Origin of the sequence: Nocardioides cynanchi, from assembly GCF_008761635.1 — a bacterium.
Classification (GTDB): Bacteria; Actinomycetota; Actinomycetes; order Propionibacteriales; family Nocardioidaceae; genus Nocardioides; species Nocardioides cynanchi.
This window is the reverse complement of the sequence record NZ_CP044344.1, coordinates 2,212,614-2,227,680: the sequence shown is the minus strand read 5'-3', so window position 1 is coordinate 2,227,680 and position 15,067 is coordinate 2,212,614. Positions and strand designations below refer to the sequence as shown.

At 71.3% G+C, this 15,067-nt stretch carries 9 protein-coding genes; 7 read left to right on the top strand and 2 right to left on the bottom strand.

Features of this window, described 5'->3' with window-relative positions; genetic code table 11:
- Nucleotides 1-15 precede the first annotated feature (15 nt).
- Nucleotides 16-1,275 (bottom strand): CapA family protein, encoded by a 1,260-nt coding sequence (locus E3N83_RS10755; RefSeq protein ID WP_151083260.1) that lies wholly within the window; start codon nt 1,273-1,275, stop codon nt 16-18.
- Between the two features lie 95 nt (nt 1,276-1,370).
- Between E3N83_RS10755 and E3N83_RS10750 the strand changes: the two genes are divergently transcribed.
- The 6 genes from E3N83_RS10750 (at nt 1,371) to E3N83_RS10725 (ending at nt 11,208) form a co-directional block, all read left to right on the top strand.
- Entirely contained in the window at nt 1,371-3,122 is a 1,752-nt protein-coding gene (locus tag E3N83_RS10750) for a glycerol-3-phosphate dehydrogenase/oxidase (RefSeq protein ID WP_151083259.1), read from the top strand.
- 66 nt (nt 3,123-3,188) lie between these two features.
- Complete coding sequence (locus E3N83_RS10745; protein ID WP_151083258.1) at nt 3,189-4,802, top strand: succinic semialdehyde dehydrogenase; 1,614 nt, start codon at nt 3,189-3,191, stop codon at nt 4,800-4,802.
- Nucleotides 4,799-6,547, top strand: a complete 1,749-nt coding sequence (locus E3N83_RS10740) for a GMC oxidoreductase (RefSeq protein WP_151083257.1) — start codon at nt 4,799-4,801, stop codon at nt 6,545-6,547. The genes E3N83_RS10745 and E3N83_RS10740 overlap by 4 nt, the downstream gene beginning before the upstream one ends.
- A gap of 226 nt (nt 6,548-6,773) precedes the next feature.
- The gene (gene guaA / locus E3N83_RS10735) at nt 6,774-8,348 is read left to right on the top strand and encodes a glutamine-hydrolyzing GMP synthase (RefSeq protein ID WP_151083256.1); all 1,575 of its coding nucleotides are present in this window, start codon (nt 6,774-6,776) and stop codon (nt 8,346-8,348) included.
- A gap of 344 nt (nt 8,349-8,692) precedes the next feature.
- Entirely contained in the window at nt 8,693-10,078 is a 1,386-nt protein-coding gene (locus E3N83_RS10730) for an alpha/beta fold hydrolase (RefSeq protein WP_151083255.1), read from the top strand.
- A gap of 161 nt (nt 10,079-10,239) precedes the next feature.
- Nucleotides 10,240-11,208, top strand: coding sequence for an NAD(P)-dependent alcohol dehydrogenase (locus E3N83_RS10725; RefSeq protein ID WP_151083254.1), 969 nt, complete (start codon nt 10,240-10,242; stop codon nt 11,206-11,208).
- A gap of 798 nt (nt 11,209-12,006) precedes the next feature.
- On the opposite strand, the gene E3N83_RS10720 is transcribed toward E3N83_RS10725, so the two are convergent.
- Nucleotides 12,007-13,164: a flavin-containing monooxygenase gene (locus E3N83_RS10720; RefSeq protein ID WP_151083253.1), complete on the bottom strand. Its 1,158-nt coding sequence runs from the start codon at nt 13,162-13,164 to the stop codon at nt 12,007-12,009.
- A gap of 324 nt (nt 13,165-13,488) precedes the next feature.
- On the opposite strand from E3N83_RS10720, the gene E3N83_RS10715 reads away from it, so the two are divergent.
- Nucleotides 13,489-15,042, top strand: coding sequence for an MFS transporter (locus E3N83_RS10715; protein ID WP_151083252.1), 1,554 nt, complete (start codon nt 13,489-13,491; stop codon nt 15,040-15,042).
- The last annotated feature ends 25 nt before the right edge of the window (nt 15,043-15,067 follow it).

The window sequence follows — 15,067 nt, the reverse complement described above, 5'->3', positions numbered from 1 at the left end:
ACCCGCAAAACGCGTTCAGCGCTCGCGTAGTCCGGGAGTCGTGCCGCCGCGTGTCGCGAGACCGTTGACCGCAAGCCGGGTCATCCGACGGGCCTCGAGCAACCGGGCGCGGTCCGGGGCGCCGTGGGCCAGGGCCCGGTCGACGCGCTGGATCCGGATCGGGTGACCGGGGGACCAGAGGTTCCAGTAGGTCGGGATGTAGGCCGCTCGGTCCACCCGGAACCCGTGCCGCGACTGGGTGAAGCGGAACCGCACGGTGATGCCTTCGAAGGCGCGGGGGTAGACGGGGTCCATCTGGGCGATCATGTTGCCCATCCCGTAGACGACCCACGTGCCGTTGACCCGGGTGATCGGCTGCACGACGTGGACGTGCTCGGCGAAGACGAGGTCCACGGCCGGGCAGGCGGTGAGCCGGCGGACCAGTGCCACCTGCTCGGCGTTGGGCAGGCGGGAGTACTCGTCGCCCCCGTGGTACTGCACGAGCACGATGTCGGCGCCGGCCGCCTTCGCGGCCTTCGCCTGGGCGATCAGGTTGTCGGCGTCCCACATCGAGACCGCCCACCGCTTGTCGGGGGGCAGTGCGAACCCGTTGAGCGAGTAGGTCCCGCCGACGATGCCGACGCGGACGCCGTTGCGGGTCGTCAGGATGACGGGGCGGCGTCGCTCGGCGGCCGTCCGGAAGGTGCCGACGTGGCGGACGCCGTTGCGCTCGAGCAGGTTCGCGGTGCGCACCAGCCCGGCGAACCCCTGGTCGATGCTGTGGTTGGAGTCGGTCGTGCAGGCGTCCCAGCCCATCGAGGCGATCCAGGGTGCGACCTCCGGTGGCGCAGCGAACACCGGGTAGCTCGACAGATGGGCGTCGTCGGCGGCGAACGGCACCTCCTCGTGGCAGATCGCCAGGTCGGCACGTCGTACCACCGGAGCCATCGCCGCGAACGCCGGCCCGAAGTCGAAGGGCTGGTGCGTGCCGAGGCGTACGGCGTCCTCGTGGGCGCTCTCCCAGACCGTGTTGTGCCACAGCAGGTCGCCGCTCATCACCACGGTGACGTGGCGGTGCGGCGGGGGTCCGGCGGCGGGGGTGTGCTGGTGCCGGGGGCCGGGCCGGGCCGGGGGCTCCGCGGACGGCGTGACCCGGGGAAGCGGGACGCTCGACGGCCCGAGCCCGGCCGGTCCGGCACGCCCGCCTCCGGGTGGCGAGCCGGAGGCCAGCAGCGAGGCCGCGAGCGTCAGCGACAGGAGGCCTCCGGCCAGGCCGACCCGGGTCGTGGCGCGCACCTGGTCTCCGTCCGTTGGTGTTCCGGTCGTCGCTGGGACGCGCTGGCATCGCGTCGGGTTGCGGTGGAACGGTCCCGGGTTGAGAGGATCGTGGCATGCCCCAGTCCACCGCCCTCGATCCGACGGGTCGGGCGAGCGCGCTGGCGGCCCTCGCCGGCACCGCGACCGGGGACGCGGTGCTCGACGTGCTGGTGGTCGGCGGCGGCATCGTCGGGACCGGCGCGGCGCTCGACGCGGTCACCCGCGGCCTGAGCGTCGGGCTGCTCGAGCAGCGCGACCTGGCCAGCGGCACGTCGTCGCGCTCCAGCAAGCTGGTCCACGGAGGGCTGCGCTACCTGGAGATGTTCGACTTCGCCCTGGTCCGTGAGGCACTGCAGGAGCGCGGGCTGCTGCTGACCCGGCTGGCGCCGCACCTGGTGCGACCCGTCGCCTTCCTCTACCCGCTGCACCGCACCATCGAGCGGCCCTACGTCGGTGCCGGCCTGGCGCTGTACGACGCGCTGGCGATGGCCGGCAAGTACGACATGGGCGTGCCCAAGCACCGCCACCTGTTCCGCCGGCAGATCGCCCGGATCGCCCCCGACCTGCGCACCGACGCCATGACTGGCGCGATCCGCTACTACGACTGCCAGGTCGACGACGCCCGGCTGGTGGTGAACCTGGCCCGGACCGCCGCCGGCTATGGCGCCCAGGTCGCGACCCGCACCCGGGTCACCGGCTTCCTGCGCGAGGGCGAGCGGGTGGTCGGCGTGCGCGCCACCGATCTGGAGACCGGGGCCGAGCTCGAGGTGCGCGCCCGGGTGGTGGTCAACGCCGCCGGGGTCTGGACCGACGAGGTGCAGCACCTGCTCGGCGGCGAGCTCGCTCTCGACGTCGAGGCCAGCAAGGGGATCCACCTCGTCGTGCCGCGCGACCGGATCCGCTCGGAGTACGGGCTGGTGGCGCGCACCGAGAAGTCCGTGCTGTTCGTGATCCCGTGGGGGAGGCACTGGATCATCGGCACCACCGACACCGCGTGGGACCTCGACCTGGCGCACCCCGCCGCCTCGCGCACCGACATCGACTACCTGCTCGAGCACGTCAACAAGCTGCTGACCGTGCCGCTCGACCACGACGACGTCGAGGGTGTGTACGCCGGTCTGAGGCCGTTGCTGGCCGGCAAGCCCGGACGCGGCGTGGGGTCGGCCGGCGAGGGCGAGGCCCGGTCGTCGACCACCAAGGTCTCCCGCGAGCACACCGTGGCCAGCCCGGTGCCGGGCCTGGTGCTGATCGCCGGCGGCAAGCTCACGACGTACCGGATCATGGCGCGGGATGCGATCGACCTCGCCGTCCGCGACCGGCACGACGTGGCCCCCTCGCACACCGAGCGGGTCCCGCTGCTCGGCGCCGTCGGCTTCGAGGTCCGCACCAACCAGCGGGTCGCGCTCAGCCGCCGTTCGGGGCTGGACGTCGCCCACATCGACCACCTGCTCGGGCGGTACGGCGGGATGATCGACGAGCTGCTCGACCTGGTCGAGCAGCGCCCCGAGCTCGGCGAACCGCTGCCGGGCGCGGAGGACTACCTCTGCGCCGAGGTCGTGTACGCCGTCTCGCACGAGGGCGCCCGCCATCTCGACGACGTCCTCGCCCGTCGAACCCGGATCTCCATCGAGACCTTCGACCGCGGCACGGTGGCGGTCTTCGCCGCCGCCGACCTGATGGCCGGGGAGCTGGGCTGGGACCGCGCCCGCCGCGACGACGAGGTGGACCACTACCTGCGCCGGGTCGAGGCCGAGCGGCAGTCGCAGCAGAAGCTGACCGACCAGGAGGCCGACGAGGCCCGGGTCAGCGCCCCCGACATCGTCTAGAGCTCCGGCGCGAGACTGGTTACTGGGGGGTAGCCCCCGCGACCGGGCTCGGCATACTCTCGGTACATGAGCGCCCAGACCCCGTCCTCCGGCCCTCTCGTGGGCGGCCCGCACGATCCCGAGCACGACCCCACCGCGTCGTACGCCCTCGAGCCGGAGTACGTCGCGGCGCTGACCGATCGGCTGGTCGCCACCAGCGGCTCGGTGGAGGTGCGATCGCCGCTGAACGGCCAGCCGCTGGCCCACATCCCGCAGTCCTCCGAGGCCGACATCGACGAGGCGTTCCGCCGCGCCCGTGCGGCGCAGGCCGCGTGGTCGCGCACCTCGATCGACACCCGTGCGGCCGCCCTGCTGCGGCTGCACGACCTGGTGCTCGACCGGCAGTCGGAGATCATCGACCTGATCTGCCTGGAGTCGGGCAAGGCCCGCAAGCACGCCTTCGACGAGCCGCTGCACATCGCGCTCACGGCCCGCTACTACGGCCGGACGGCCCACCAGCACCTCGACAGCAAGCGGGTGCGCGGCGTCTTCCCGGCGCTGACCCGGGTCGAGGTCAACCGGATCGCCAAGGGCGTCGTCGGCATCATCTCGCCGTGGAACTACCCCTTCACGATGGCGCTCTGCGACGGCCTCCCGGCCCTGCTCGCGGGCAACGCCGTCGTGGCCAAGCCCGACGCCCAGACCATGCTCTCGGCGCTGTACGCCGCGCAGCTGCTCGAGGATGCCGGCTTCCCGCGTGACCTGTGGCAGGTCGTCTCCGGCCCCGGCCCCGAGGTCGGGCCGGCCCTGGTGGCCCGCGCCGACTACATCTGCTTCACCGGCTCGACCGCCACCGGGCGGACCGTCGCCCAGGGCTGCGCGGAGCGGCTGATCGGCTGCTCGCTGGAGCTCGGCGGAAAGAACCCCCTGCTGGTGCTGCGCGACGCCGACCTCGAGAAGGCCGCCGAGGGCGCGGTCCGCGCCGCGTTCTCCAACGCCGGCCAGCTCTGTGTCTCGATGGAGCGGATGTTCGTGGCCGACCAGGTCTACGACCGCTTCATGGAGCGGTTCGTGGCCCGCACGCAGGCGATGACCCTCGGGGCCACCCTCGACTGGGGCAACGACATGGGCTCGTTGATCAGCCAGGCGCAGCTCGACACCGTGGTCGCCCACGTCGACGACGCGGTCGCCCAGGGCGCCCGGGTGCTCACCGGCGGTCGGGCCCGCCCCGACCTGGGCCCCTTCTTCTACGAGCCGACGATCCTCGAGGGCGTGACGCCGTCGATGACCTGCTTCGGCAAGGAGACCTTCGGCCCCGTGATCGCGGCGTACCGCTTCTCCGACGAGGCCGACGCGATCGCCCGGGCGAACGACGGCGAGTACGGCCTGAACGCGTCCATCTACAGCCAGGACGGCCCGCGCGCCCGCGCGATGGCACGGCTGATCTCGTGCGGCACCGTGAACATCAACGAGGCGTTCGCCGCCACCTTCGCCAGCCTCGAGGCCCCGATGGGGGGTATGCGGCAGTCCGGGGTCGGGCGGCGGCAGGGCAGCGAGGGCGTGCTGCGCTTCACCGAGACGCAGTCGGTGGCGACCCAGCGGGCGACCCGGCTCGCGCCGTCCCTCGGCATGTCCGACGCGACGTACGCCAAGGTGATGACCGCCAACCTGCGGCTGCTCAAGAAGCTGGGCCGGGCGTGAGCACGACCCCGGCGAGCTCGGCAACCGAGTTCGACTACGACGTCCTGGTGATCGGGTCCGGCTTCGGCGGGTCCGTGACCGCGCTGCGGCTGACCGAGAAGGGCTACCGGGTCGGCGTGATCGAGGCCGGTGCCCGCTTCGCCGACAGCGACTTCGCCGACACCTCGTGGGACGTCAAGCGCTACCTGTTCCGGCCCGAGGTCGGCTGCTACGGCATCCAGCGCATCGACGCGCTCAAGGACTGCGTGATCGTCTCCGGTGCCGGCGTGGGTGGCGGCTCACTGGTCTACGCCAACACCCTCTACGAGCCGCTCCCGGCCTTCTTCACCGACCAGCAGTGGAGCCACATCACGGACTGGAAGTCGGAGCTGGCGCCCTACTACGACCAGGCGAAGCGGATGCTGGGCGTCGTCCAGAACCCCCTCCACACCCCGGCCGACGAGGTGATGGAGAAGGTCGCGACCGAGATGGGCGTCGGCGAGACGTTCCACCCGACGCCCGTGGGCGTGTTCTTCGGCGGCCCGGAGGACGAGCAGGGCACCGACGTCGCGGACCCGTTCTTCGGGGGCGCCGGACCCGCTCGTACGACGTGCATCGGCTGTGGCGAGTGCATGAGCGGCTGCCGGCACAACGCCAAGAACACCCTGGTCAAGAACTACCTCTATCTCGCCGAGCAGAACGGCGCCCGCGTGCTGCCGCTGACGACCGTGACCCGGGTCTCCCCCCGGGGGGAGTCCGGCGCCGACGGCTACGACGTGCACGTGAAGTTCACCAAGGCCAAGACCGGCCGCCGGTCCGCCCGCCGGGTGCTCACCGCCGAGCAGGTGGTCTTCGCCGCCTCCTCGCTGGGCACCCAGCGGCTGCTGCACCAGATGCGCGACCAGGGGCACCTGCCGCGGCTCTCGGAGCGCCTCGGCTACCTCTCGCGCACCAACTCCGAGTCGATCGTGGGCGCGATCGCCCCCGACACCTCGGTCGACTACACCCAGGGCGTCGCGATCACGTCGAGCTTCCACCCCGACGACCGCACCCACATCGAGCCGTGCCGCTACGGTAAGGGCAGCAACTTCATGTCGCTGATGCAGACCGTGCTCACCGACGGTGACGGCCCGGACCCGCGCTGGCGCACCTGGCTGCGCGAGATTTGGGCGCAGCGCCGGAACGTGCGCGACCTCTACGACCTCAAGCACTGGTCGGAGCGCACCGTGATCGCCCTGGTCATGCAGAGCGTCGACAACTCGATCACGACCTACACCAAGCCGATCCCGGGCACCAGGAAGCGCTTCCTGACCAGCAAGCAGGGGCACGGCGAGCCCAACCCGACCTGGATCCCGGCCGGCAACCGCGCGGTGCGGCTGATGGCCGAGGTCATGGGCGGCCTGCCGGGCGGCTCGATCGGCGAGCCCTTCAACCGGCCCCTGACCGCCCACTTCCTGGGTGGCTGCGCGATCGGCGACTCGGCGGAGTCCGGCGTGATCGACCCCTACCAGCGCGTCTACGGCCACCCCGGCCTGCACATCGCGGACGGCTCGGCGATCTCGGCCAACCTCGGGGTGAACCCGTCCCTGACGATCACCGCGCAGGCCGAGCGGGCGATGTCGTTGTGGCCCAACAAGGGCGACGCCGACCCGCGCCCACCTCTGGGTACGCCGTACCAGCGCGTACAGCCGGTGGTCCCGGGCCGGCCGGTGGTGCCGGACTCCGCGCCCGGCGCGCTGCGCCTGCCGATCGTCTCGGTCAGCTGACCCGACCCCCCGGCGTCAGCCGAAGTCGGGGCCACGATGCCGTAACCCACCCGCCGGGCTCTCGTTGGACGAGCGGGCCCGGCGTCGAACTCCCTCCCTTGCCGGGTCCGCGGTCCGGGTCCCTGCCTCGCAGCCCCGGACCCAGGGCCCGGCCTTGCTCCCAAGTGGGCCGGGCCCTGGCGCGTCCGGGTGCGGGCGCGCCACCGCCCACGGATAGGCTGCGGTCATGTCGCCAGCCACACCCGAGGCCGAGCACGATCTGGTCCTCGTCGTGGACTTCGGGGCGCAGTACGCCCAGCTGATCGCCCGCCGGGTGCGCGAGGCACGGGTCTACTCCGAGATCGTGCCGCACTCCATGCCGGTCGCGGAGATGCTGGCCCGCAAGCCGGCCGCCCTGATCCTCTCCGGGGGGCCTTCGTCGGTCTACGACCCGGGCGCCCCGGCCGTCGACAACGCGATCTTCGAGGCCGGCGTCCCGGTCTTCGGCATGTGCTACGGCTTCCAGCTGATGGCGCGGGGCCTGGGTGGGGAGGTCTCGGCGACCGGCAAGCGCGAGTACGGCCGCACCCCGGTCTCCGTCGACCACGACGGCACCCTGCTGGCCGAGCTCCCCCACGAGCACCGGGTGTGGATGTCCCACGGCGACTCCGTGACCGCCGCCCCGCCCGGCTTCGACGTGCTCGCCTCGACCCCCCTGACGCCGGTGGCCGCGTTCGAGGACGTCGACCGACGGCTCGCCGGCGTGCAGTGGCACCCCGAGGTGCTGCACACCGAGCACGGGCAGCAGGTGCTCGAGCACTTCCTCCACGACATCGCCGGCTGCCGGCCCACCTGGACCATGGTCAACATCGTCGACGAGCAGGTCGAGCACATCCGTGAGCAGATCGGCGACAGTCGGGCGATCTGCGCGCTCTCGGGCGGGGTCGACTCCGCGGTCGCCGCGGCGATCGTGCAGCGCGCGATCGGCGACCGCCTCACCTGCGTGTACGTCGACCACGGGATGATGCGCCAGGGCGAGACCGAGCAGGTACGCCGTGACTTCGAGGCCGTCTTCGACATCCTCGACGTGGTCGACGCCTCCGACCAGTTCCTCGGTGCCCTGGAGGGCATCGTCGACCCCGAGGAGAAGCGGAAGGTCATCGGGCGGGAGTTCATCCGGGTCTTCGAGGCCGCCGAGGCGCGGGTCTTCGGTGATGTGGCGTCCGGGGCCACGGCCTACCTCGTCCAGGGCACGCTCTACCCCGACGTCGTCGAGTCCGGCGGTGGCGCCGGCACCTCCAACATCAAGTCGCACCACAACGTCGGCGGCCTGCCCGACGACCTGGACTTCGAGCTGGTCGAGCCCCTGCGCACCCTGTTCAAGGACGAGGTCAGGCTGGTCGGCGAGCAGCTCGGCCTGCCGCCGACGATGGTCTGGCGCCAGCCCTTCCCTGGGCCCGGCCTGGGCATCCGGATCATCGGAGAGGTGACCCGCGAGCGGCTCGACATCCTGCGCCAGGCCGACGCGATCGCCCGCGAGGAGCTGACGGCAGCCGGTCTGGACCGTGACATCTGGCAGTTCCCGGTCGTGCTCCTGGCCGACGTCCGCTCCGTCGGCGTCCAGGGTGACGGCCGCACCTACGGCCACCCGGTCGTGCTGCGACCGGTCACGTCCGAGGACGCGATGACCGCTGACTGGGCCCGCCTGCCCTACGACCTCCTGGAGAAGATCTCGACCCGGATCACCAACGAGGTGGCCGAGGTCAACCGGGTCACCCTCGACATCACCTCGAAGCCGCCGGGCACCATCGAGTGGGAGTAGCCGCCCACTCTGACCTGCGGGACGCGGCCCGCCATGGAACTCGGTGGTTGGAGTTGGCCGACTCTAGCGCCGGCTCGGGACCGGGTAAGACTGATTGGGAGCACTCTGGATTGCCTCAGATGTCGTAGTTCTGACTTGCACTGCCGTCTGACCTGCGGCAACGCTCGAATATCGGGGTCTTGGGTCGCACCGAGCATCGCGATCACGATTCCCCACCTGGCTCCGCCTCTGGATGGGCGCTCAGCGAGCGCCCGGAGTCCCGCCCTGGCGAAACCTGGCGATTCTCCCGGCGAGAGGAGACACACCTTCGCGACAACCTGGTGACACCATCTAAAGGAGTCGCCATGACCACGATCGAAACCCGCGGTGACCACCACGCCGTAGGCCATCCCGGAACCAGACAGCCCATCGCACAGCAGGGACCCTTCGCCCGGTTGATCGCCCTGTCTCTGGCCATCGGAGTCGCCGTCGCCGGCCTCCTGACGCTGGTGGTCTTCCCCGGCGGGAGCGAGAGCACCATCACCGGCTCCCTGCTGGTGGGATTCGGGGCCGGCTGGGCGTTGATGGCATGGCTGACCTCCCGGTTCACCACGCCACCGTTGCGGTGGGCCGCCTTTCCGGCCGCTGCGATGGGTCTCACCGGCGCGGCACTGCTGGTCTTCACACCGGGCGACTCCGCCATGGCCGCAATGAGCTGGGTCTGGCCCGTCCCGACCGTGGTCCTGTCCGTGTACATCTGGACGCAGGTCCGGCGTTCCCTGCCCCGCCGCGGACGCTGGATGCTCACCCCGGTCGCAGCCCTCCTCGCTGTCGCCTCGATCGGGGCCGTCTACGAAGACGTCTCCGTGGTCCGCGACCACCGCGTCTACTCCGGCCCCGGCACGACCTACGAGGTGAACGGGCACCGGCTCTACCTCGACTGCCGCGGCCACGGCAGCCCCACCGTCGTGCTTTCCAACGGACTCGGCGAAGTCGCCGCCTCCTGGACCCGCATCGTCGTCCAGGTCGACGCCGACACGCGCGTGTGTGCCTACGACCGCGCCGGCCAGGGCTGGAGTGGCGATGTCTCACAACCCCAGGACGGGGTGACCGCCGCCCGCGACCTGCACACCCTGCTGCGAGAAGCCGGCGAACACGGCCCCTACGTCCTGGTCGGACACTCCATCGGTGGCAGCTACGTCATGACCTACGCCGCCAAGTACCCGGGGCAGGTCGCCGGGATGGTGCTGCTGGACAGCTCCAGCCCGCACCAGTTCACCGTGCTGCCCGCCTACGCCACCCAGTACGCCTTGATGATGCGGCGTGGCCTGGCGTTCCTGCCCACCCTCGACCGGATCGGGCTGGGCCGGCTGTTGGCTGACGTCATGCCCTCGCACTTCCCCCAGCCGGCGGCGGACGTCGTGACCTCGCTGACCGCGAGCGCCCGCGGAGCCAGGAACGGCCGCGACGAGATCTCGATCCTACCCACGCTGTTCTCCCAGGCTGGGGTTCTCACGAGCCTCCACGGTCGCCCGCTGGCTGTCTTGACCAGCACCGACAATCTCCGCAAGACCGCTGGCTGGGGCGAGGCGCAGGACCAGCTGGCCGCGCTCTCCACCAACGTCGTTCACCGGGTCGTCGACTCCACACACCCCGGGCTGCTGGAGGACCAGAGCCCCGCCCGAGCATCGGCACGCGCCATTGACCAGGTCATCGCAGCGGTCCGCGGCGGCACCCGGGTGAGCGATTGATGACGGCCCACCCGCGCCGGCCCAGCCGTCCCGCCAGCCCCGCACCCACCGCACCACCCATGCAAACCGACACAGGAGTTCCGATGCTCGACACCCCACCCGCCTCGGGAGCAATCTCAACCCAACCCACCCACACCCCAGCCCACACACCGGAGGTTGGCATGAAGGCTCTGACTCAAGACCGGTACGGAACCTCAGACGTCCTAGAGGTCCGTGACATCGAGCGCCCAGAGCCCGGCGAGAACCAGGTACTGGTGCGGGTCGTCGCCGCGGGCATCGACCGCGGTGCGTGGCACTTGATGACGGGAGAGCCCTACCTGATGCGGTTGCTCGGGTTCGGCCTTCGCGCTCCGAAGGTCGCCGTACCCGGCACGAGCTTCGCCGGAGTCGTGGAGGCCGTCGGACCCGGCGTCACCACCCTCAAAGCCGGGGACGAGGTCTACGGCGCGACCCGCGGCACGTTCGCCGAGTACGCGGTCGCGTCGGTCGACAAGGTCGCTCTCAAGCCGTCCCAGTTGTCCTTCGAGGAGGCAGCGGTCCTGCCCTATCCCACGTTCGCCGCACTCCAGGCGCTGCGTGACCACGGGCATGTCCAGCCGGGTCAGCGTGTGCTCGTCGTCGGCGCCTCCGGTGCTGTCGGCACCATCGCGGTCCAGCTCGCGGTCGCGTTCGGCGCCACCGTGACCGGCGTCTGCAGCGCCAGGAACGTCGATCTCGTACGGTCACTCGGCGCCGCCGACGTCTTCGACTACACCAACGAGGACTTCGCCGACGGTTCGCACCACTACGACGTCATCCTCGACATCGGCGGCGCGACGTCCGTCGCGCGGCTCCGGAAGGCTTTGGACCGGAAGGGGACGCTGGTCATCGTCGGCGGCGAGGGCGACCGGTGGGTCGGCGGCCTCCAGCGGCAGCTCTGGGCCACCGCCCTCTCGACGCTGGTGCCGCAGAAGCTCACCGTCGTCGTCGCCAAGGAGAACACCGCCGACCTCGTGACGATGAGCGAGCTCGTCGCCGCCGGGAAGGTCGCGCCCAAGTTGGAGCAGACATTCCCACTGGCGGAAGGGGTGGCTGCCGTGGCAGCGTTTGAGGCCGGCGACGCAGCCGGCCGAATCGTCATCTCGACGTGACCCGTCGCTCCACTTCGCCGCCCGACCTCTTCTTCGGTGCCGGCGTCGATTCGGGCAACGCGACGATCCGCGTGACGCACTCCCGCAGAGAACTGTCGGGCCACGACGAAGGTCCCCCCTCTCCATAGCGGAGAAGGGGGACCTGGTGACGCCGGGGGCGTCGGGTTCAGGGCAGGTCTGCTCGGGTCAGGTTCTCGTCTGGGCGACGAGTGTCGACCAGGACCCGGCTGCGGCCGGGGTGGCCGGGCCGTCCGGCCGTACGTGGGCTCGGTGTACATGAAGAACTCGAGCTGTCCGACTCACAAGAGCTGGGTCGCGGAGACGTAGCGGACGCGCCCGATCCGGTTGGCCGCCACGCGGTGCGGCACACCGAGGGCCCGGTCGACATGAATTAGACCGTGCCGACGAGGCGGCGGCGGCGGCACCTCCCGCTGGTCGGCGTACGCCTCCCAGTCCCACTCTCCGTCCGGCTTCCCGTCGGGCAGCTCGTCGGGGGCGGGCGCAAGGGTCTCAGCGAGCGACGGGTCGCCGCGGAGCACCTTGATGGTGCCCGTTGGGGTTCCGGTGACGCGCGGCAGGTGTGTGGACCGGGGTTGTCGACCCGCGTTGGGTCTGCGTGACGCAGCTGGACCGTCAGAGCATGTGGCGGCGCCCCAAGCAGGAGACCTGCCTGGGGCGCCGGGGGCAGCTACCGCATCGGGTGCCCGGCCGTGTGGACGACCAACGGGGCGGTGTCGACCGTGCCGTCGTCGAACGCTTCAGCGTGAACGTGCTGGAACGTGGAGGCGTCCGCGCTCATCACCTCGACCTGCCTCGCCGCCCCGAAGTACGGCTGGGGGCAAGGCTGGCGACCTGGTCGGCGACCCAGGCGGCGTCGGCGCCGACGAACCCCAGGAGCGCTGAGCCGCGGGTGTGCTGCCAGGGCAGTCCGATGAACCACAGGCCGGGCACGCTGGTGGCGCCGCGGTGGTGGGCGATCTGGTGGCCGTCCCACACGCCGGGCACGTTGAGCCAGGAGTAGTCCGGGCGGAATCCGGTGGCCCACACCACCGCGGCCACGTCGTCGAGCTGCGACTGGTCCGCGCACGTCGCGGTGTGCCCGTCGGCGGCGGCGAGGCGCGGGTGGATGTGGATGCCGGCGGCGTCGATGTCGTCCCAGCTGGTGCCGATGACCAGGTCTCCGCCGCGCTTCCGGAACCACGCGGCTACCGGGGACGACGAGGGCCGGGTCACGGCCCCGGTCTTGGTCAGCCACCAGAACAGGTCACGCCCCCATGGCCGCTGCGGCACGGCCCTCGGCCGGGTCCCGACCGCGAGGTGCACTCGATGGGTGCGGGCGACCTCGAGCGCGATCTGGAGCCCGGAGTTCCCCGCGCCGACAACCAGGACGTTCCCGGCGCCACCGGGCGGCAGGTCGGTGGGGTTCCGGTAGGCGTAGCTGTGCAGCTGGGTCACATCGGGGGCGAACCCGCCGGCGACGGCGGGGATGCCGGGCTGCTGGAACGGCCCAGTAGCCACGATGACCTGCCGGGCCCACAGCGTGCCCTGGCTCGTGGCGACTCGGAACAAGCCCTCCTGCTGGTCGTCGGGCTGGTCGACGTGGTGGACGCGGGTGTTGGGCATGACGGGGAGGTCGAACCGCTCAGCGTAGGTCTTCAGGTAGCTGGCGACCTCGTCCTTGCCCGGGTAGGTGCCCCGTGCGGCGGGGAACGCCATGCCTGGCAGCGAGGAGTACTCGGCGGGGGTGAACAGCCGCAGCGAGTCCCATCGGGTCGCCCAGGTATGCCCGATCTCGGAGGCAGCGTCGACCAGGAGGAACCTCAAGCCCTGCCTGGCCAGGTGGTAGCCGACCGCGAGGCCCGCCTGGCCGGCACCGATGACGAGCGCGTCCAGCGGTGTGCGTGGCGGCGAGTCAAATGCGGGCCGGTGAGCGGTGGAGTCGGGGGCGGCGTACATGGGGACTGCTCCTCTGTGGAGGGTCGGAAGCTCGGCGATTGTTGGGCCGTGGGGCGTCGTTGAGGCTACGAACGGCCCCGCGGGGGCCGCGCCGGCGAAATCGCCGGGATGTCGCCGGGATGTCGCCGGGTCGCTCACCCCGGCCACCCGGACAGAAGGGCCGTGTGCGCCCCTCGGGTAGTGCCGAGGGGCCAGACCCAGGGGGCGGCGAGGGCCCGAACCCGGCGGTTCACCCGGCGCGACGGAGGCGGCTCTGACGGGAGTGTCGAGTCAACGGGCCACAAAGCCCAGGCCCCCTCCAACTGGACTCGAAGGAGCATCCCCATGTCGCACCACACCACCCCGGCACCGGTCCCCGACGCCGGCACCACCCAGCGCACCAGCCACGGTCACGGTCACCACGGCCAGCCAGCAGCTCACTCGCACGGCGCTCACCACGGTGCGCACGAAGGCGCCGGGGAGGCTGAGACCCACCGTCCCTGGACCATCCTCGCCCTGATGCTGATGGCCCAGTTCATGGTCGTCCTCGACGTCTCCGTCGTGAACGTCGCCCTCCCCTCCATCGGGAGGTCCCTGTCGTTCTCCAGTGGCGACTACCAGTGGGTCGTCTCCGCCTACGTGCTGCTCTCCGGCGGGCTGCTGCTCTTCGGCGGCCGGCTCTCCGACCTGTTCGACCGCCGCACCATGTTCCTGACCGGGCTCAGCACCTTCACGATCGCGTCCCTGGTATCCGCGACGGCGTCCTCCGCCGCGACCATGATCCTGTCCCGGGCCGCCCAGGGCACCGGCGCCGCCATGCTCACCCCCGCCGCGCTCTCCATCATCGTCACCACGTACACCGGCAAACAGCGCTCCACCGCCCTGGCCATCTGGGGCACCATCGGCAGCATGGGCATCGCCGCCGGCGTGCTCCTCGGCGGCATCCTCACCACCACCCTGGGCTGGCGGTCCATCTTCTTCGTCAACGTGCCCATCGGCATCGTCGCCGCCGTCCTGACCCTGCGCACCGTCGCCCGCAACCGCAACAACGGGAACCACGATGGCTCGCGGTCCCTCGACGTCCCCGGCGCGATCACCCTGGTCACCGGAGTGCTCGCCATGGTCTACGCCATCGAGAGCGCCGGCACGCATGGCTGGACCTCGACCCAGACCATCCTCGGGTCGGCCATCTCCACGGTGCTGCTCACCGCGTTCTGGCTCATCGAGAGTCACGTCCCCGCGCCGCTCGTGCCCCCGACCACCTGGAAGATTCGGTCCCTGATGTCGGCCTCGACGGTCATGGCCGTCATCACCGGCGGCATCGTCGGCGCCATCTTCGTCAGCTCCCTGTTCCTCCAGCAGGTCCTCGGAGCCTCCCCGGTCATCGCCGGCCTGGAGTTCCTGCCCCTGGCAGCATCCATCACTCTCGGTGCAGCGGTCGCCTCCCACGTCATCGGCCACGTCGGCCCCAAGCACCTGATGGTCGTCGGACTCCTCGTTGTCGCCACCGGCGCCTGGCTCCTGGCCGGCGTGGACGCCAACCCGAGCTACTTGACCGACGTCCTGCCCGGGTTCATCGTCCTCGGGCTCGGCACCGGCCCCATGTTCGTGGCCATCTCCATCGTCGCCATGAGCGGCATCCGGCACGAGCAGTCCGGGCTCGCCTCCGGGGTCATGATGACCGGCCACGAGGTCGGCGCCGCCCTCGGCGTCGCGTCCCTGACCGCCATCGCCGGCGACCTGACCACCCGCACCGGGCTCCTCGACGCCTACCCGACCGTCTTCACCGCCATCGCGGTCGCCATGGTCGCACTGTCCGTCTTCGCCGCCTTCGCGGTCCCCAACGTGAAGGCGCCTGCCGGCGCCGGTGGGCACGGACACGGTCACGGCATGCACTGACCCGCCGCCACAGGCCGACGGGCCG